At 63.4% G+C, this 16,528-nt stretch carries 15 protein-coding genes; 9 read left to right on the forward strand and 6 right to left on the reverse strand.

All coding sequences use genetic code 11. From position 1 onward, the window contains the following. Nucleotides 1-5: 5 nt before the first annotated feature. A complete protein-coding gene (locus IVB27_RS05735) occupies nucleotides 6-1,241 on the reverse strand; it encodes an LLM class flavin-dependent oxidoreductase (protein ID WP_247351623.1) in 1,236 nt (411 codons plus the stop codon). Nucleotides 1,242-1,478: 237 nt separating this feature from the next. On the opposite strand from IVB27_RS05735, the gene IVB27_RS05740 reads away from it, so the two are divergent. Then, nucleotides 1,479-2,891 (forward strand): MFS transporter, encoded by a 1,413-nt coding sequence (locus IVB27_RS05740; RefSeq protein WP_247442054.1) that lies wholly within the window; start codon nucleotides 1,479-1,481, stop codon nucleotides 2,889-2,891. Between the two features lie 141 nt (nucleotides 2,892-3,032). Beyond that, on the forward strand, nucleotides 3,033-4,211 hold the full coding sequence (locus IVB27_RS05745) for an extracellular catalytic domain type 1 short-chain-length polyhydroxyalkanoate depolymerase (RefSeq protein ID WP_247442056.1): 1,179 nt from the start codon (nucleotides 3,033-3,035) through the stop codon (nucleotides 4,209-4,211). 1 nt (nucleotide 4,212) lies between these two features. On the opposite strand, the gene IVB27_RS05750 is transcribed toward IVB27_RS05745, so the two are convergent. Beyond that, nucleotides 4,213-4,515 (reverse strand): hypothetical protein, encoded by a 303-nt coding sequence (locus tag IVB27_RS05750; protein WP_247442057.1) that lies wholly within the window; start codon nucleotides 4,513-4,515, stop codon nucleotides 4,213-4,215. A 131-nt stretch (nucleotides 4,516-4,646) separates the two neighbouring features. Here IVB27_RS05750 and IVB27_RS05755 point away from each other — a divergent pair, with 131 nt between their 5' ends. Continuing rightward, complete coding sequence (locus IVB27_RS05755; RefSeq protein WP_247442059.1) at nucleotides 4,647-5,027, forward strand: winged helix-turn-helix transcriptional regulator; 381 nt, start codon at nucleotides 4,647-4,649, stop codon at nucleotides 5,025-5,027. Nucleotides 5,028-5,031: 4 nt separating this feature from the next. Here IVB27_RS05755 and IVB27_RS05760 read toward each other — a convergent pair whose 3' ends face one another. Beyond that, complete coding sequence (locus tag IVB27_RS05760; protein ID WP_247442061.1) at nucleotides 5,032-5,700, reverse strand: MBL fold metallo-hydrolase; 669 nt, start codon at nucleotides 5,698-5,700, stop codon at nucleotides 5,032-5,034. Between the two features lie 172 nt (nucleotides 5,701-5,872). On the opposite strand from IVB27_RS05760, the gene IVB27_RS05765 reads away from it, so the two are divergent. After that, nucleotides 5,873-7,471 carry an alpha-amylase family glycosyl hydrolase gene (locus tag IVB27_RS05765; protein ID WP_247442063.1) on the forward strand — a complete coding sequence of 533 codons (1,599 nt, stop codon included), beginning with the start codon at nucleotides 5,873-5,875 and terminating at the stop codon, nucleotides 7,469-7,471. 15 nt (nucleotides 7,472-7,486) lie between these two features. Here IVB27_RS05765 and IVB27_RS05770 read toward each other — a convergent pair whose 3' ends face one another. Further along, nucleotides 7,487-9,184, reverse strand: coding sequence for an alpha-amylase family protein (locus IVB27_RS05770; RefSeq protein ID WP_247442065.1), 1,698 nt, complete (start codon nucleotides 9,182-9,184; stop codon nucleotides 7,487-7,489). A 118-nt stretch (nucleotides 9,185-9,302) separates the two neighbouring features. On the opposite strand from IVB27_RS05770, the gene IVB27_RS05775 reads away from it, so the two are divergent. Next, complete coding sequence (locus tag IVB27_RS05775) at nucleotides 9,303-9,791, forward strand: MmcB family DNA repair protein (RefSeq protein ID WP_247442067.1); 489 nt, start codon at nucleotides 9,303-9,305, stop codon at nucleotides 9,789-9,791. Between the two features lie 164 nt (nucleotides 9,792-9,955). Here IVB27_RS05775 and IVB27_RS05780 read toward each other — a convergent pair whose 3' ends face one another. Both IVB27_RS05780 and IVB27_RS05785 read right to left on the reverse strand, forming a co-directional pair. Next, a complete protein-coding gene (locus IVB27_RS05780) occupies nucleotides 9,956-10,510 on the reverse strand; it encodes an ActR/PrrA/RegA family redox response regulator transcription factor (protein WP_211395226.1) in 555 nt (184 codons plus the stop codon). Between the two features lie 103 nt (nucleotides 10,511-10,613). Continuing rightward, nucleotides 10,614-11,924: an ActS/PrrB/RegB family redox-sensitive histidine kinase gene (locus tag IVB27_RS05785; protein WP_247442070.1), complete on the reverse strand. Its 1,311-nt coding sequence runs from the start codon at nucleotides 11,922-11,924 to the stop codon at nucleotides 10,614-10,616. 106 nt (nucleotides 11,925-12,030) lie between these two features. On the opposite strand from IVB27_RS05785, the gene IVB27_RS05790 reads away from it, so the two are divergent. The 4 genes from IVB27_RS05790 to IVB27_RS05805 all read left to right on the forward strand — a co-directional run bounded on the left by IVB27_RS05790 (nucleotide 12,031) and on the right by IVB27_RS05805 (nucleotide 16,157). Continuing rightward, entirely contained in the window at nucleotides 12,031-12,834 is an 804-nt protein-coding gene (locus tag IVB27_RS05790) for an ABC transporter ATP-binding protein (protein ID WP_247442071.1), read from the forward strand. After that, nucleotides 12,831-13,649 carry an ABC transporter permease gene (locus tag IVB27_RS05795; protein ID WP_247351643.1) on the forward strand — a complete coding sequence of 273 codons (819 nt, stop codon included), beginning with the start codon at nucleotides 12,831-12,833 and terminating at the stop codon, nucleotides 13,647-13,649. Before IVB27_RS05790 ends, IVB27_RS05795 begins: the two co-directional genes overlap by 4 nt. 122 nt (nucleotides 13,650-13,771) lie before the next feature. Next, nucleotides 13,772-15,100, forward strand: coding sequence for a polyhydroxyalkanoate depolymerase (locus IVB27_RS05800; RefSeq protein WP_247351646.1), 1,329 nt, complete (start codon nucleotides 13,772-13,774; stop codon nucleotides 15,098-15,100). A gap of 217 nt (nucleotides 15,101-15,317) precedes the next feature. Continuing rightward, entirely contained in the window at nucleotides 15,318-16,157 is an 840-nt protein-coding gene (locus tag IVB27_RS05805) for a M48 family metallopeptidase (RefSeq protein ID WP_247442073.1), read from the forward strand. Nucleotides 16,158-16,528 lie beyond the last annotated feature (371 nt).

Consider the following 16,528-nt stretch of genomic DNA (forward strand, 5'->3'; position numbering starts at 1 on the left):
TGCGCTTACCGCTTTGCCGCTTCCTTCTGCAAATCCGGCGCGTTGACGGCCGGAATCGCAACGCGGCCGGCGCCGGTCACCTTCAACGCTTCGGCGGCCTTCTCATTCTGCATGATCTTGGCCATCACGGCCTGTCCCGCTCGTTCGAAGATCGCGCGGTTCTCGATCACGAATTTTTGCGACTTACGCAAGCCGTCGATATAGCCGTTGATCTCCGGCACCACGTAGCGCGCGACAAGGTCCCAGCTCCGGCGCGTGTTCTCCGGATTGGCCCAGTCGTGCACGAAGCCGATGACGGCGCCGACACCGCCGGACACCTGCATCACATTCTTGATCATCTTGACGAGATCGTCGGGCGTGCCGATGACGGAGGCAGCGCCCTCGACGAAGGCGGTCTTGTCCACGGCCTCGTCGGGTGAGGCGAACGCGGTCAGGCCCGGCCGCTGCAGCGTGCCGACGTTATATTCATTGTGCCAGCGCATCAGGCCGGGGCCGGCCTCGCGGCGAGCCTGCTCGCGCGTCTCGGCGACGTGCCAGGTCAGCAACACGCGCCAGTTCGCGCGATCGACTGTGGTGCCGTGCTTCTGGGCGGCATCCTCGGCGAACTGCCATTGCTGCTGCAGCGACATCAAACCCTGCGTCGTCATCGAACCCAGCGAGATGATGCCGATGCCGTATTTGCCGGCGAGCGTCATGCCGGAAGGCGAGATCTGCGAGGCCACCACGAACGGCATCTCCTCCTGCAGCGGCAGGAGCTGCAGCGCGGCGTCGTTCATGGTGAACCAGTCGCTCTTGGCGGTGACACGCTCGCCGTTGAAGAGGCGGCGGATCACCCCTATCGCCTCGTCCTGACGGTCGCGCTGCGTCATCGGATCGATGCCGAGCGTATGTGCGTCGGAGGCGAGCGCGCCGGGCCCGGAGCCGAAAATGGCGCGGCCGCCGGTCATGTGGTCGAGCTGCACCATGCGCTGCGCGACGTTGTAGGGATGGTGATAGGGCAGCGACACCACGCCGGTGCCGAGCTTGATCCGCTTGGTGCGCTCGCCGGCCGCGGCCAAAAACATCTCGGGCGAGGCGATCATTTCCCAGCCGGAAGAGTGATGCTCGCCGCACCAGAACTCGTCATAGCCGAGGCTGTCCAACTGCTCGACCAGGTCGAGATCGCGCCGGAACTGGAGCATCGGATGCTCACCGATCGGGTGATGCGGGGCAAGGAAGGCTCCGAACTTCAGGCGCGCCATGGCGTTCTCTCCGGCTTTGATTTTTTGTTTGTTTGTGGCGCGAAGCTACGTGCTGGAGACAGCGAAGGCAATCGTGCGATGTCCCGCGCGACGGAATGCAGGCATGCGATGGAGCTGCCCCTTCTCCTCTCTCCGGGGAAGAAGTGAGACCTCGCGATTCCTACCTCGGAGGTAATCGCGCGGATGACGCCGATCTGGGAGCATCGACGCGCTGAAATCCGAAGGGCTCGCGCGTCGATGCATCAAACCGTCACAAAGCAGATCGATTCGTCACGCCGCTGGTGGGCGCTGGCGATCGTCGTGGCCGCTCAGTTCATGTTCGGCGTCGATGCCTTCATCGTGAACGTTGCCATCCCCACGATAGCTGTCGATCTGCACGCAACGCCGGCGCAGATCGAATCCGTCGTCGCGATTTACCTGATCGCTTATGCCACGCTGGTCGTCACCGGCGGCCGGCTCGGCGACATCCACGGCACCAAAAACGTCTTTCTGGCCGGCCTGCTCGGCTTCACCCTGACGTCGCTGTGGTGCGGCCTCGCGCTGTCAGGCGCTGAGCTGATCATCGCCCGGCTGGCGCAGGGTGCGACCGCCGCGCTAATGGTGCCGCAGGTGCTGGCGACGCTGCATCTCCTGTTCGCGGATGAACAGCGCAACCGCGCCTTCGCCATCTACGGCATCGTGCTCGGGCTCGCGGGCGCCGCCGGCTTCCTGCTCGGCGGGCTCCTGGTCACGATCGATCTCGCCGGCACCGGCTGGCGCTCGGTGTTCTTCGTCAATGTGCCCTGCGGTCTCGTCATCGCGGCTGCGGCGTGGCGCATCATGCCCTCGGTGCCGCGTCGCGCCGGCACGCGGCTCGATATCACGGGCAGTATCGTTCTGTTCGCTGGATTGCTGTGCCTGATCGGACCGCTGCTGTTCGGCCACGATGTCGGCTGGGCGCCGTGGTTGTGGGCGGTGATGGCGATCGGCGCCGTGATTCTCCTCGCCTTCCCGAAACTGGAGCATGCCGTGGCACGCGCCGGTGGCATGCCGCTGATTGATCTGACCTTGCTGGCGGACGCCGCCTTCCTGCGCGGCCTCGGCGCGGCGTTCTTTTTCTTCTTTGCAAATCTCTCGTTCTACCTGGTCATGACGCTGTTCATGCAGCGGGGACTGAAAATCCCCCCACTCGCGGCCGGCACGGCCTTCATTCCGCTCGCGCTCGCTTTCGTCGTGGCCTCGCGCCACAGCAGCGCACGCGCGCGGCATCGCTACACCAAAGCCTTGATCGAGGGATGCGCGCTTCAGATCGCGGGCCTCGTCGCGCTTGCGCTTGTCGTGCTTTATGACGACACGCCGTCGGCGCTCCTGCTCGCGCTCACCATGATCATCTTCGGCTACGGCCAGGGATTGGTGATGGCGCCGCTCTCGGGCGCGGTGCTTTCGACAGTCAAACCGGTTGCGGCAGGCTCGGCGTCTGGCGTGTACGGCACGACGGCGCAGATCGGAAATGCGGCCGGAGTGGCCGCAATCGGTGCGGTGTTCTTCGCCGTCGAAGCGCTGCAATCAGCGCGCGCAGGATTTCTCGTCTCGCTCGCGCTGTTGGTGACGTTAATCATGATCTGTGCCGCATTCCTGGCGTGGATGCGCCGCGTCTCTGCACGAAGTTGAGGCATTGCGGTTAATACGAGCGGATTTCCGCAGGTTCTCCCGCGATTTAGGAGGTCATCGACAGCACACGGTCTTTTTATTTTGCACTGCAGCAACTATTTGGTTTGGGTGGACGTTGAACGTCGCCTGTCAGGAGCTGCCGTGTCGTTAACCAGAAATATCGATCTCTTGAGACGTCTGCCAAAGCTGGACGGATTGCGCTTCGCCGAGTTCGGCCGGAGCGCCGATACGTCCAGTCCGTTGCAAGAGGTGACGAGCTTCGGCGACAATCCCGGCAATCTGCGCATGTTCTCGTTCGTGCCGGCGCAGTTGCAGAAGCCGCGCGCGCTCGTCGTCGTGCTGCACGGCTGCGGCCAGACGGCGGCAAGCTACGACCTCGGTGCCGGCTGGTCGACGCTCGCCGAGCACTACGGCTTTGCACTGCTGATGCCCGAGCAGCAGCGCGCCAACAACGGCAACACCTGCTTCAACTGGTTCAGTCCGGAGGATACCGCGCGCGATAGCGGCGAGGCGCGTTCGGTTCGCGAGATGATCGCGCACATGACCGAAACGCATCGCCTCGATCCCCGACGCATCTTCATCACGGGCCTGTCCGCCGGCGGCGGCATGACGTCGGTGATGCTCGCGACCTATCCGGAAGTTTTCGCGGCCGGTGCGGTCATCGCGGGACTTCCCTACGGCATCGCGACGAACCTGCGCGAGGCGCTGGACGGCATGTTTCATTCCCCGGCGCGGCCCGCGCGCGAGCTCGGCGATCTGGTCCGGCGGGCCTCCAATCATCGCGGTCCGTGGCCGAAGATGTCGGTTTGGCACGGCAGCGCCGACCGCACCGTCAATCCCGGCAATGCCAACGAGATCGTCAAGCAATGGCTCGACCTGCACGATCTGCCTGAATTGCCGATGGCGGAGACTAATGTCGACGGTTACCCGCGCCAGGCCTGGTGGAACAAGGACGGCGAGACGCTCGTCGAGTCCTACGCTATCACCGAGATGGCGCACGGCACGCCGCTCGGCATCGCCGACAACGATCACCGCTACGGTGTGGAAGGCGCGTTCCTGATCGAGGCCGGCATCTCCTCATCCTACCACATCGCAAAATTCTTCGGCCTGACCGGCTGGATTGCGGATGCCGCGAAGACGGCGGAGGCGAAGCCCGCCGCCCCGTCGAAGCCGCCGCTGACATCCGCGCCGCATCTGGCCCGTTCGATCCGCGCTGCGGTCGCCGAAGAGCCGGCCGAGCCGAAGCGCGAGGAGGTCCGCGGCCTCGATCTCGGCCAGATCATCACGCGCGCGCTCACGGCTGCGGGATTGATGAAATAACTCAGGCGGTCGCGCCGATCCATTCGATCGGCGTCACCGTCACCTCGCCGCCGGCGACCTTGCGCGTCATCTCCTGATAGGCCTTGAAGAAGTCGCGCGATTGCAGCGTTTTTTGCGCGGCATCATCCGCGACGCTGGCGAGATGAAAATAGCTGCCGTCGTCGCGATTTTTGAGGACACGATAGCCGATCCGTCCTTTCAACTCCGGATCGCCGTCGATCGCCTTGATGAAGCGGCCGACCTCCTGGTGCCAGGCCTCCGTCGTGCCGTTCTTGAATTCGTACTGGATCATGAAGTGCTTCATGTGACGCTCCCTGTTCGTCTTGTGCGTCATCATCTGCGCGCTGGTAGCGATCCTGCAAGTATGGACAAAATTGATAGTATGGACTTTTTCGGCGCTGCTCCTATCGTCTTCCCGAAGATGGAGGAGACGACATGGCCAAGGAAAGTGCAAAGCCGAACCCGGCGCGGGCCTGTCCGGTCGCGGCCTTTCAGAAAATGATCAGCGGCAAGTACAAGCTGCGCATCGTCTGGGACCTCAAGGACGGCCCGCGCCGCTATGGCGAGATCAGGAGCGGATTGCTGCGCGGCACGGAAGGCAGCGCCGAGATCACGCCGCGCGTGCTCAGCCGCGAGTTGAAGGCGCTGACCGAAAGCGGCCTGATCGACCGCAAGGATTTTGGCGAGGTGCCGCCGAAGGTCGAGTATCGCCTGACCCGCAAGGGCAAGAGTTTTGTGCCGGTGGTCGCCGCGATCCGCGATTGGGGCGATCGTAACCTCAGTGAGCTCGCAGCGCTGGCAGACGCCGCAGAATAGGCCCTTACATCTCGCCGGTGATGAACGGATTGGTCATCCGCTCCTGGCCGATGCTCGAGCCGGCGCCGTGGCCGCAGATGAAGCCGACATCGTCGCCCAGCGGCAGCAGCTTGGTCTTGATCGAGCCGATCAACGTCGCGTGACTGCCGCCGGGCAAATCGGTGCGTCCGACCGAGCCCGCGAACAGGACGTCGCCGACGTGGGCGAAGCGCATGTCCTTGTTGAAGAACACCACGCTGCCGGGCGAGTGACCGGGGCAATGATAGATGTCGAACTGGAGATCCCCGATCGCCACGCTGTCGCCCTCGTCGAGCCAGCGGTCCGGCTCGAAATTGCGCACCCCGGTCATGCCGAAGCGCGCGCCGCTCTCGACCACGTTGTCGAGCAGGAATTTGTCCGCGACATGCGGGCCCTCGATCGGTACCTTCAGCGCATCGCGCAATTCGGCCGCGCCGCCGACATGGTCGATATGGCCGTGGGTCAGCCAGATCTTCTCCACGGTGACGCCGGTCTGCTTGATGGCGTCCAGGATCTTCGGCACGTCGCCGCCGGGATCGATCACCACGGCCTTCTTGGAAGGCTCGTCCCAGATGATGGTGCAATTCTGCTCGAACAGCGTCACGGGAACGATGATCGCGCCGGCCTTGGCTTGTGTCTCATGTTGCTCGCTCATGGGGCTCACAATGCCGATTTTTGCCATGCCGCCAAGCAAAAGATTCGTGCCCTGGCCGGGGAACAGGGGCAGCTGCCGTCACACGGCGGTCCCAATTCGCCTGCTGTTTTGAACCGGGGCGCTGCTCTCGCGTTCTCCTGCGCGAGACTCAAGATTTCAGGTGGTTTCCCGCATGGCTCAGGGTGGCAGCAATTGGTGGCGCGACGGCATCTTCTATCAGATCTACCCGCGCTCGTTTCAGGACTCCGACGGCGACGGTGTCGGCGATCTCGCCGGAATCCTCCGGCGGCTGCCTTATGTGAAATCGCTCGGCGTCGACGCGATCTGGCTGTCGCCGATCTTCCCCTCGCCGATGGCCGATTTCGGCTACGACATCTGCGACTATACCGGCATCGAGCCGCTGTTCGGCACGATGGAGGACTTTGATGCGGTACTCGCGGCCGCGCATGACAACGGCCTCAAGCTGATCCTCGACCTCGTGCCGAACCACACCTCGGACCAGCATCCCTGGTTCGTCGAGAGCCGGTCCTCGCGCGATAATCCCAAACGCGACTGGTACATCTGGCGTGACCCGGCAGGCGATGGCGGGATGCCGAACAATTGGCTGTCCGAGTTCGGCGGCAGTGCGTGGCAGTTCGACGAGACGACGGGACAATACTATTACCACGCCTTCCTCGCCCAGCAGCCCGACCTCAACTGGCGCAATCCTGACGTCCGCGCGGCGATCTACGAGGTGATGCGGTTCTGGCTCGAGAAGGGCGTCGACGGCTTTCGGGTCGACGTGATCTGGCACCTGATCAAGGACGCCGATTTCCGCGACAATCCGCAGAACCCGCATTATGTCGAAGGCCGGCCGCCGAACGAAAGGATCCTCACGCAATATTCCACCGACCAGCCGGAGGTGCACGACGTCATCGCAGAGATGCGGCGTGTCACCGATGCGCATGATGCGCGCGTGCTGATCGGTGAGATCTATCTGCCGCTGCACCGGCTGATGGCCTATTACGGCAACGACCTCACCGGCGCGCAGATGCCGTTCAATTTCGCGCTGCTCTCGACGTTCTGGAGCGCGCGCTCGATCGAGAAGATCGTCGGGGATTACGAGAAGGCGCTGCCGAAGGGCGCCTGGCCGAACTGGGTGCTCGGCAATCACGATCGCCCGCGCGTCGCAAGCCGCATCGGCGAGGTGCAGGCCCGCGTCGCCGCCATGCTGCTGCTGACCCTGCGCGGCACACCGACGCTCTATTACGGCGACGAGATCGGCATGCATCAGCTCGCGATCGCCCCCGAGGATGTGCGCGACCCCTTCGAGAAGAACGTGCCCGGTATCGGTGTCGGCCGCGACGGCTGCCGCACACCGATGCAGTGGGATTCATCCGGTTTCGCCGGCTTCTCCGACGTCAGGCCGTGGCTGCCGTTGCCGGAGGATCACATCCACGAAAACGTCGTCAATCTCGAAGCCGATTCGCGTTCGATCCTCGCGCTCTACAAGCGCCTGATCGCGTTACGGAAGGCATCTCCGCCGCTGATCGCTGGCGACTATCATCCGATCGCGGCGCAAGGCGATCTGCTGGTCTATCGCCGCGAAGCCGAGGGCAGGGCGGTCATAGTCGTGCTCAATCTCGGCCCTGAGCCGATTGCCGTGACTACCAGCGCGCTAAAGTTTGACAGTGAGATTCTGCTGTCGACGTTTCTGGATCGCGAGGGGGAGAAGCTGGAGGGCGTGCTGGATCTGCGGGGCAATGAGGGTGTGATCATCGCACCGTCCTAACTGTGCGGCGCCCATCTACCCCGGATGTTTAATTCCCCGCGCCGTGTCGTCGATATCGCTCCGCTTCAACAGATAATCCAACCCGCCGACGCGGTACCAGCGATATCCATACGGCTCCAGCACGATGCGGTGCTGGCCGCGTTTGTCGGCGTGGCTGTGGTCTTCCGCAAGCAGATTGATCAGGTGTTCGCCGGCATCATCAGGAAGCGCCACGGAAAATGCGATCTCGCGCGGCTTCTCGTCGAGATTGTGCACGAACAGCACGGAATTGTTGCGCCAGTCATAGCGCATGATGAACACGGCGGGATCGCGCGTCGCAATGATCGCGAAATCGCCCCAGCCGATCTCCGGCACCTCCTTGCGCATGCGGACGATGCGCTCGGTCCAGTTCAGCATCGAGTTGGGATCTCGTCGCTGTTTCGCGACGTTGACATGCGGGTAGCCGTAGGGGCCCTTGTCGATGACGGGGCATGCCGGCTTCTCGCTCTCGGTGAAGCCGCCCTGGGGCTCGGTCGACCATTGCATCGGCGTGCGCGCGCAATTGCGCTCCGGCAATGAAAGATCGTCGCCCATCGCAATCTCGTCGCCATAACGGATCACGGGCGTCCCCGGCAGCGTGCACATCAGGCTGTAGGCGAGCTCGAGCCGCCTGCGGTCGCCGCCGAGCATCGGCGCGAGACGGCGGCGAATGCCGCGGTCGTAGAGCTGCATGTCCTTGTCGGGACCGAAGCGCTTGAACACGATGTCGCGCTGCGCCTTGGTCAGCCGCCCCAAATCGAGCTCGTCGTGATTGCGCAGGAACAGGCCCCATTGCGCCGAGGCCGGCCGCGGCTTGGTTGCCTTCAGCGCCTTCGCCAGCGAACGGGAATCGCCGGAGGCCAGCGCATAGAACAGATGCTGGTTGACGTGGAAGTTGAACATCATGTGCATACGATCGCCATCGCGGCCGAAATATTCCATGTCGGTTTTCGGCAGCACATTGGCTTCGGCGAGGATGATGGCGTCGCCCTGGCGCCATTGCAGGAACTCGCGGAATGCGCGCAGCATGTCGTATTGCTCGACCGGCTTCCTCACCTTTGCGCCCTTGGTCGCGATCACGAAGGGCACCGCGTCCATGCGGAAGCCTGAGACGCCGAGTTGGATCCAGAAGCCCATGATCTTGAGGATCTCGGCCTGCACGTGCGGGTTCGAGGTGTTGAGATCGGGCTGGAAGTCGTAGAAGCGATGAAAGTAATACGCGCCGGCTTCCTTGTCGCGCGTCCATGTCGATTTCTGCACGCCGGGAAACACCATGCCCGTGTTGGCATTTGCGGGCTTCTTGTCGGACCACACGTACCAGTCGCGATAGGGCGAATTCTTGTCGCGCCGGGCTTCCTTGAACCAGTGATGCTGGTCCGAGGTGTGGTTGACCACGAGGTCGATGATGATGCGGATGCCGCGCTGCTTGCAGCCATGGGTGAATTCGACGAAATCGCCCAGCGTGCCGTAACGGGAGTCGACGCTGTAAAAGTCGGCGATGTCGTAGCCGTCGTCGCGGCCAGGCGAGGTCTGGAACGGCATCAGCCAGATCGTGGTGATGCCGAGCCCGTGCAGATAATCGAGCCGACGCAGCAGTCCCTTGAAATCGCCGATGCCGTCGCCGTTGGCATCCATATAGGTGCCGACGGACAGGCAATAGAACACGCCGTTCTTGTACCAGAGATCGTCGATCATGCGCCGCAGCCTCGATGTTCCGCCGAGGTGCGGCGGCTGCGTGATAAGTGTTAAGACGAGGTCAGGTTCCGCCTTTCGCCGGGAACGACATGGGAGGTGGAATCGGCTATCCTTCTCCATGGACCACACCGCCCGCATTGCCCTCGTGCCGCCGCCGGACCGCCGTCAGTCCGAGACGGCGCTGGCGATCGCGCGCGGTACCGCACGGTTGCTGCGCTCGCTCGGCTTCACCTGCATCAGCGAATTGCCGCTGCCGTCGGGCCGGCGCGCCGATCTCGTCGCGCTGAACGAACGCGGCGAGGTCTGGATCGTCGAGATCAAATCGTCAGTGGAGGATCTGCGCGCCGATCAGAAATGGCACGAATACCGCGCCCATTGCGACCGGCTGTTCTTCGCCTTCACGCAGGATTTGCCTTGCGGGATCTTTCCGCAAGACACCGGCCTGATCATCGCTGATGCCTATGGCGCGCACATGCAGTGCGAGGCGCCCGAGCACAAGCTCGCTGCGGCCACGCGCAAGCAGATGACGGTGCGATTTGGCATGGCGGCGGCCTTGCGGATCAACCGGCTGGTCGATCCGCAGGGGCATGCGGATTTTTGGGAGTAGCGGGCTCTCGTGTCCCGGACGCGCTGCAACGCGTTGGCGTTGCTGCGCAGCGCCGGGACCCAGAAGGCAGGCGGGGCTTCTAGCTCTCTAAAAAGAATGAGGCCCCGGCTCAACAGCGCATCACTTCGTGCTGCGCTGCGTCCGGGGCACGGTAGCCGTGAGTATTATCGCGGCGCGCGCTTCGCTAGAATCCGCTGCAACGTGCGCCGGTGCATGTTCAGCCGCCGTGCCGTTTCCGAGACGTTGCGGTTGCACATCTCGTAGATGCGCTGGATGTGTTCCCAGCGCACGCGGTCGGCGGACATCGGGTTCGCCGGCAATTCGGATTTGTCCGAGCCGGTCGACAGCAGCGCGGCGACGACGTCGTCGGCATCCGCGGGCTTGGAGAGATAATCGATCGCGCCCATCTTCACCGCGGTCACGGCGGTGGCGATGTTGCCATAGCCGGTCAGCACGATTGCACGGGCGTCGGGGCGCTTCTTCTTGAGCGCCGAAACCACGTCAAGACCGTTGCCGTCGCCGAGCCGCAGATCCACCACGGCGAATGCGGGAGCCGCCTTGCCGATCTGCGCCAGACCGTCCGAGACAGTGTCGCATGACGTCACCGCAAACCCACGCGTTTCCATGGCGCGCGACAGCCGCTCCAAAAACGGCTTGTCGTCCTCCACGATGAGAAGCGAGCGGTCGGTCTGTTCGTTCAATTCGGCGATGGCGTTCAAGGTTTTGTCCTCTCTCCAGCGCGTCTACATATGGCGTCGCAATCGGGCGGTGCCAAGGCCGCCAATAGTCGATCGGCCGTGCTGTGCGACGCAAGGTCGCGGGCTATCCTATTGTTTCTTCGAAGGTCTCGATAGCCTCAAAACGCTCTCGCGGCCACGTGATCTGGACCACTGCGCCATGGTCCGGAAAGGTTCGGTTGGTAAACGAGACCTTGGCGCCGGTGCGTTCGAGCAAGGTGCGTGCGATGAACACGCCCAATCCCAGCCCGCCGCCTTCATCCCGGGTGCGTCGCCGCGACAAATAAGGCTCGCCGATCCGTTTCAGGATGTCGGGCGGAATACCGGGGCCGTCGTCGGAGATCACGATCTCGATCATGTCGTTGTTCCACCACGCGTTGACCTCGACCGTGGTGCGGGCGAAATCGACCGCGTTCTCGACGATGTTGCCGACGCCGTAGAGGATCGCCGGATTGCGCGAACCGACCGGCTCGGCCACGATGGCGACCGCGATACGCACCTTGATATCGACGCCGAAATCGCGGTGCGGCGCCACCACCTCCTCGATCAGCTCCGACAGCTTCATGCGGTCGAACGGCGCGCCTTCGGCGGAGAGCTGGGTGATCTTGCTCAATATGTCGCGGCAACGCTGCGTCTGCTCGCGCAGTGTCTTCAGGTCGGCGGCAAAATTCGCATCCTTCACCGTCTTCTCCAGCTCGCGCGAGATCAGGAAGATCGTCGCGAGTGGCGTGCCGAGTTCGTGCGCTGCGGCCGCCGCCAGGCCGTCGAGCTGGGTCAGATGCTGCTCGCGCGTCAACACCAGTTCGGTGGCGGCCAGCGCGTCCGCAAGTTTCCGAGCCTCTTCGGTGACCTGGAACGAGTAGAGGCTGGTGACGCCGATCGCGAGCACGATCGAGAGCCAGACGCCGACGAGATAGATCGGCGGCAGCACCAGCGGATCATCGGAATCCCAGGGCAGCGGCAGATGGAAGAAGACCAGGACCGAGGCGCAGGCGACAGCCAGTACGCCGAGGCCGAAGGTGAAGCGGGCCGGCAGCGCGGTGGCCGAGATCAGCACGGGCGCGAGGAACAGGAACGAGAACGGGTTCTGGAGTCCGCCGGTGAAGAATAACAGACCCGCCAGCTCCACGATGTTGAGCGCGAGCAGTCCGGCCGCCTGCATCGGCTCCAGCCGCTGCAGCGGATTGGACACGGTCTGGAGCGCCAGATTGAGCGCCGCCGACAGGGCGATGATACTGACGCAGGGGACGATCTCGACGTCGAATTCCAGCCCTTGCGCCACGATGAAGATCGCAGCGAGCTGGCCGAGCACCGCGAGCCAGCGCAGCCGCAGGATCGTGTCCAGGCGGATATGCCGCTGCGAGGGGCGGAAGTCGGAAGCGGCAATTTCAGTCATGTCGGCCAATTTTGCGGTGCCTTCTCGATCACAAACGCAGAGCTCGCGGAACCACCCGGATTACAAGCCTTGCGCTCTCCGCAGCAATAGCAGAAGAACGCCCAGCATGACCGAGAATGACAAGGCTTCAAGTCGGCCGACTGTCGCGGATCGCAGCTCATCCGCGGCCATCGCGGTCGATCACCTCGTCAAGGTCTACAAGCAGACCCGTGCCGTCGACGATATTTCGTTTTCGCTTCCGCGCGGCAGCATCACCGGCCTTCTGGGCGGCAACGGTGCCGGCAAGACCACGACCATCGCGACGATCATGGGCCTCGTGCTGCCGACCTCCGGCCGTGTGCAGGTGCTCGGGCATCGGATGCCGGAGGAGAGCGCTTCCGTGCTGGGGCGGATGAATTTCGAGAGCCCCTATGTCGACATGCCGATGCGGCTCACGGTGCGTCAGAACCTCACCGTGTTCGGCAGGCTCTATGCGGTGGAGAACCTGGCCGGTCGCATCACTGAGCTCGCCGACGATCTCGATCTCACCGATTTCATCGACCGCGCCAACGGCAAGCTCTCCGCCGGGCAAAAGACCCGCGTCGCGCTCGCCAAGGCGCTGATCAACCATCCCGAGCTGCTGTTGCTGGACGAGCCAACCGCCTCGCTCGATCCTGACACGGCCGATTGGGTCCGGGGTCATCTGGAGCGCTATCGCAAGGCGAACAACGCCACCATCCTCCTGGCCTCACACAACATGCTCGAGGTCGAGCGGCTCTGCGACCGTGTCATCATCATGAAGCGCGGCCGTATCGAGGACGATGATACGCCCGAAGCCATCATGGCCCGCTACAACCGCACCACGCTGGAAGAGGTGTTTCTGGACGTCGCGCGTGGCCGGGTGAACGGCGCGAAGGAGGCGGCGCGATGAGCGAGATTTCCCTCCATCGCGGCATCTCCATGCACCGCATCGGCGCGATGATCCTGCGCTATTGGTATCTCTTGATGTCGTCCTGGCCGCGGCTGCTCGAGCTGCTCTACTGGCCGGCGCTACAAGTGATCACCTGGGGCTTCCTCCAGCTCTACATCGCCCAGAATGCCAATTTCTTCGCGCGTGCCGGCGGCACGCTGATCGGCGCCGTCATCCTCTGGGACATCCTGTTTCGCGGGCAGCTCGGCTTTTCCATCTCGTTCCTGGAAGAGATGTGGGCCCGCAACCTCGGCAATCTCATGATGAGCCCGCTGAAGCCGATCGAGTTTCTGCTGTCGCTGATGATCATGAGCCTGATCCGGCTCGCGATCGGCGTCATCCCGATGACGCTGCTCGCGCTGTTCCTGTTTCACTTCAACGTTTATGCGCTCGGCGTGCCGCTGATCGCGTTCTTCTGCAACCTGATCTTCACGAGCTGGTCGGTTGGCATCTTCGTCTCCGGCCTGGTGCTGCGAAACGGCCTTGGCGCCGAGAGCATCGTCTGGACCTTGATGTTCGCGATCATGCCGCTCGCCTGCGTCTACTATCCCGTCAGCGTGCTGCCGGTCTGGCTGCAATATGTCGCCTGGGCGTTGCCGCCGACCTACGTGTTCGAAGGAATGCGCGCGCTGCTGATCGAAAACACCTTCAGGACCGATCTGATGTTGAGTGCGTTAGCCATCAACGTGGTGCTGCTGGTTGCATCTTTTGGGGCATTCCTTGCCCTTTTGCGCAGCGCCCGAAAGCAGGGTTCGCTGCTGTCGGGCGGCGAGTGACGTCACTTTATCGGTGGATTCAGCATGGTTTGGGCGCGTCGGCCACGTAGATGTACGGAACCATGCATTGACGCAATATTACGCATTCGGCAGTATGCTGCGATGCGAAGAGGAATATAGCGATGCCTATTGGTGAGTTTGGCGGCGCGCCGCCCTTGGCGGCCGAAGGCAGTCCGGTCCTGACGACGCCGATGTACTGGATGTACGAGATGGCGCAGGCCTCTCTCAATCCGGCGCGTGCGGTCACCGACGCGACCAAGCTGCTGTTTCAGAATCCCCTCAATCCATGGGCGCGCACCGAGGTCGGCAAGTCGGTTGCCGCGGCCTGCGAATTGTTCGAACGCACCACGCGCCGCTACGGCAAGCCGGAATGGGGTCTCGACGACACCGAGGTCAACGGCATCCGCGTCCCGGTCGAGGTCCGCCCGGTCTGGGAAAAGCCGTTCTGCCGCCTGCTCTACTTCGATCGCAAGTTCGCGCGTCCCTTGCGCAGCCCGCAGCCGCGCGTGCTGATCGTAGCGCCGATGTCCGGCCACTATGCGACGCTCTTGCGCGGGACGGTCGAGGCGTTCCTGCCGGCGCATGAGGTCTACATCACCGACTGGGCCGACGCCCGCATGGTGCCGCTCAGCGACGGCCGCTTCGATCTTGACGACTACATCGATTACGTCATCGAGATGCTGCATGTCCTCGGCGGCAACACGCATGTGCTGGCCGTGTGCCAGCCTTCCGTTCCCGTCGTCGCCGCCGTCTCGATCATGGAAGCGCGGCGCGATCCTTTCGTGCCGACGTCGATGACGCTGATGGGCGGCCCGATCGACACCCGCCGCAATCCGACCGGCGTGAACAATCTCGCCCAGGAGCGCGGCATCGACTGGTTCCGCAACACCGTCATTACCAAGGTGCCGTTCCCGCATCCGGGCATGATGCGCGACGTCTATCCGGGCTTCCTGCAGCTCAACGGCTTCATCAGCATGAATCTCGACCGGCACATGGACGCCCACAAGCGCCTGTTCGCTAACCTGGTGAAGGGCGACGGCGACCTCGTCGACAAGCATCGCGATTTCTACGACGAATATCTCGCGGTGATGGACCTCTCCGCCGAGTATTACCTGCAGACCGTCGATACCGTGTTCGTGAAGCACTCGCTGCCGAAAGGCGAGATGACCCATCGTGGAACACGCGTCGATCCCTCCAAGGTCACGCGCGTCGCGTTGATGACGGTCGAAGGCGAGAACGACGACATCTCCGGGATCGGTCAGACCGAAGCAACGCACACATTGTGCAGCTCGATCCCCGATGATCGCCGCGTTCATTACGTCCAGAAGGGCGTCGGACATTACGGCGTGTTCAACGGCTCGCGCTTCAAGTCGGAAATCGTGCCGCGCATCCATGACTTCATGGTGTCGGCGGCGAATCCGAGCTCGTTGCAGGCTCTCGCGGCCGAATAAACGCGTTTTTCGGCTTTCCCGTCGAAAATTCAGGCCCTGTCGGAGGTTCCGACGGGGGCACGCAGCCTCCAGATTCGCGGTATTCAGGTAGCTTTCTAGGAGTGAGTCCAACCTCACCTCTTGGGGGTGCCGCATGCGTCCAGCGAGCGCGAAAAAAGCCGGTTCCAACCCCAGTCTGTAGGGTCTCCCGGGCGCCAGACCGCTGTATATTGGGCAAATGATTTGTTTTTGCGCCGAGCGCTTTCCCTGGCGACGGTTATGGCAGAATCCGGGCGCCCTCCTGCCCCCCGGACTGACAGACATGGCCACTCGCGCACTCCTCTATCGGCGGCCCCACGAACCGAAGACTCTCCTGATCACCCATGGGTCGCAATTTTTTGCGATTCGGCTGCGACGACACCGCCGCGCGCGCCGTTACACGCTCAGAATTCATCCGAGCGATCGCGAAGCCATCCTCACCATGCCGCCGCGCGGCACGCTCGCCGAAGCGAAAGACTTTGCGCAGCGGCACGGCGCGTGGATCGCGGCACGCCTCGGCCGTTTGCCGAAGGCCGCGCCGTTCCAGCCTGGCACAGTGATACCGCTTCGGGGCGTGCCCCACCGCATCGTTCATCGCGCCGGCACGCGCGGTACGGTGTGGGCAGAAGTGCGCGACAGCGGTGAACGCATTCTCTGCGTCGCCGGCGGCGCCGAGCATGCCGATCGCCGCGTCAGCGACTTCCTCAAGCGGGAGGCGCGCCGCGATCTTCAGCGCTCGTCGGAAGCCTATGCCGTCGAGCTCGGCGTCAAGGTGAAGCGGCTCTCGATCCGCGATCAATCGAGTCGCTGGGGTTCCTGCACCTCGGCCGGCTCGCTGTCGTTCTCCTGGCGCCTGATCCTGGCGCCGCCCTACGTGCTCGACTATCTCGCCGCGCACGAGGTCGCCCATCTCGTCGAGATGAACCACTCGGCGCGATTCTGGCGCGTGTGCGGAAAGGCTTGCCCGTCGATGGAGCGCGCCAAGAAGTGGCTCGACACGTACGGCAATGATCTGCACCGGTATGGGGTCGAGGATTAGGGCTCGCTGTCAGCGATACGGAAGCTGTCATCGCCCGGCCTCGACCGGGCGATCCAGTATTCCGAGGCAGTTGTTATTGAATCGAGAAGCCGCGGCGTACTGGATTCCCCGCCTGCCGCCTACGCTAAAAGCTTCGGCGCCCCTGGACCTCACCTCGGCGAAGCCTTGGCGTAGCCGGGTCGCGGGGAATGACAGTTGAGAATGCGATGATCTCAGCGCGTTTTAAGCGACTCTCGCCCCACGCAGCGACGGCGCGCGCCGCGCGCTCGATTTTCCCCGCCGCATCAAAGCCTTCGCATCATCCACCGCGCATCGCGCCGGACATGGCCGGCTACTGTGCATGGGGTTGTTTTCGCAGTTTTTGTTTTGAG

The organism is Bradyrhizobium sp. 197 (assembly GCF_023073375.1).
In the GTDB taxonomy this organism is placed as follows: Bacteria; Pseudomonadota; Alphaproteobacteria; order Rhizobiales; family Xanthobacteraceae; genus Bradyrhizobium.

Excerpts from the sequence above, each read along its gene's own strand:
- IVB27_RS05735 (WP_247351623.1), bottom strand. The coding sequence starts at position 1,241 with ATGGCGCGCCTGAAGTTCGGAGCCTTCCTTGCCCCGCATCACCCGATC.
- IVB27_RS05740 (WP_247442054.1), top strand. The coding sequence starts at position 1,479 with ATGCATCAAACCGTCACAAAGCAGATCGATTCGTCACGCCGCTGGTGG.
- IVB27_RS05750 (WP_247442057.1), bottom strand. The coding sequence starts at position 4,515 with ATGAAGCACTTCATGATCCAGTACGAATTCAAGAACGGCACGACGGAG.
- IVB27_RS05755 (WP_247442059.1), top strand. The coding sequence starts at position 4,647 with ATGGCCAAGGAAAGTGCAAAGCCGAACCCGGCGCGGGCCTGTCCGGTC.
- IVB27_RS05760 (WP_247442061.1), bottom strand. The coding sequence starts at position 5,700 with ATGAGCGAGCAACATGAGACACAAGCCAAGGCCGGCGCGATCATCGTT.
- IVB27_RS05765 (WP_247442063.1), top strand. The coding sequence starts at position 5,873 with ATGGCTCAGGGTGGCAGCAATTGGTGGCGCGACGGCATCTTCTATCAG.
- IVB27_RS05770 (WP_247442065.1), bottom strand. The coding sequence starts at position 9,184 with ATGATCGACGATCTCTGGTACAAGAACGGCGTGTTCTATTGCCTGTCC.
- IVB27_RS05775 (WP_247442067.1), top strand. The coding sequence starts at position 9,303 with ATGGACCACACCGCCCGCATTGCCCTCGTGCCGCCGCCGGACCGCCGT.
- IVB27_RS05785 (WP_247442070.1), bottom strand. The coding sequence starts at position 11,924 with ATGACTGAAATTGCCGCTTCCGACTTCCGCCCCTCGCAGCGGCATATC.
- IVB27_RS05790 (WP_247442071.1), top strand. The coding sequence starts at position 12,031 with ATGACCGAGAATGACAAGGCTTCAAGTCGGCCGACTGTCGCGGATCGC.
- IVB27_RS05795 (WP_247351643.1), top strand. The coding sequence starts at position 12,831 with ATGAGCGAGATTTCCCTCCATCGCGGCATCTCCATGCACCGCATCGGC.
- IVB27_RS05800 (WP_247351646.1), top strand. The coding sequence starts at position 13,772 with ATGCCTATTGGTGAGTTTGGCGGCGCGCCGCCCTTGGCGGCCGAAGGC.
- IVB27_RS05805 (WP_247442073.1), top strand. The coding sequence starts at position 15,318 with ATGATTTGTTTTTGCGCCGAGCGCTTTCCCTGGCGACGGTTATGGCAG.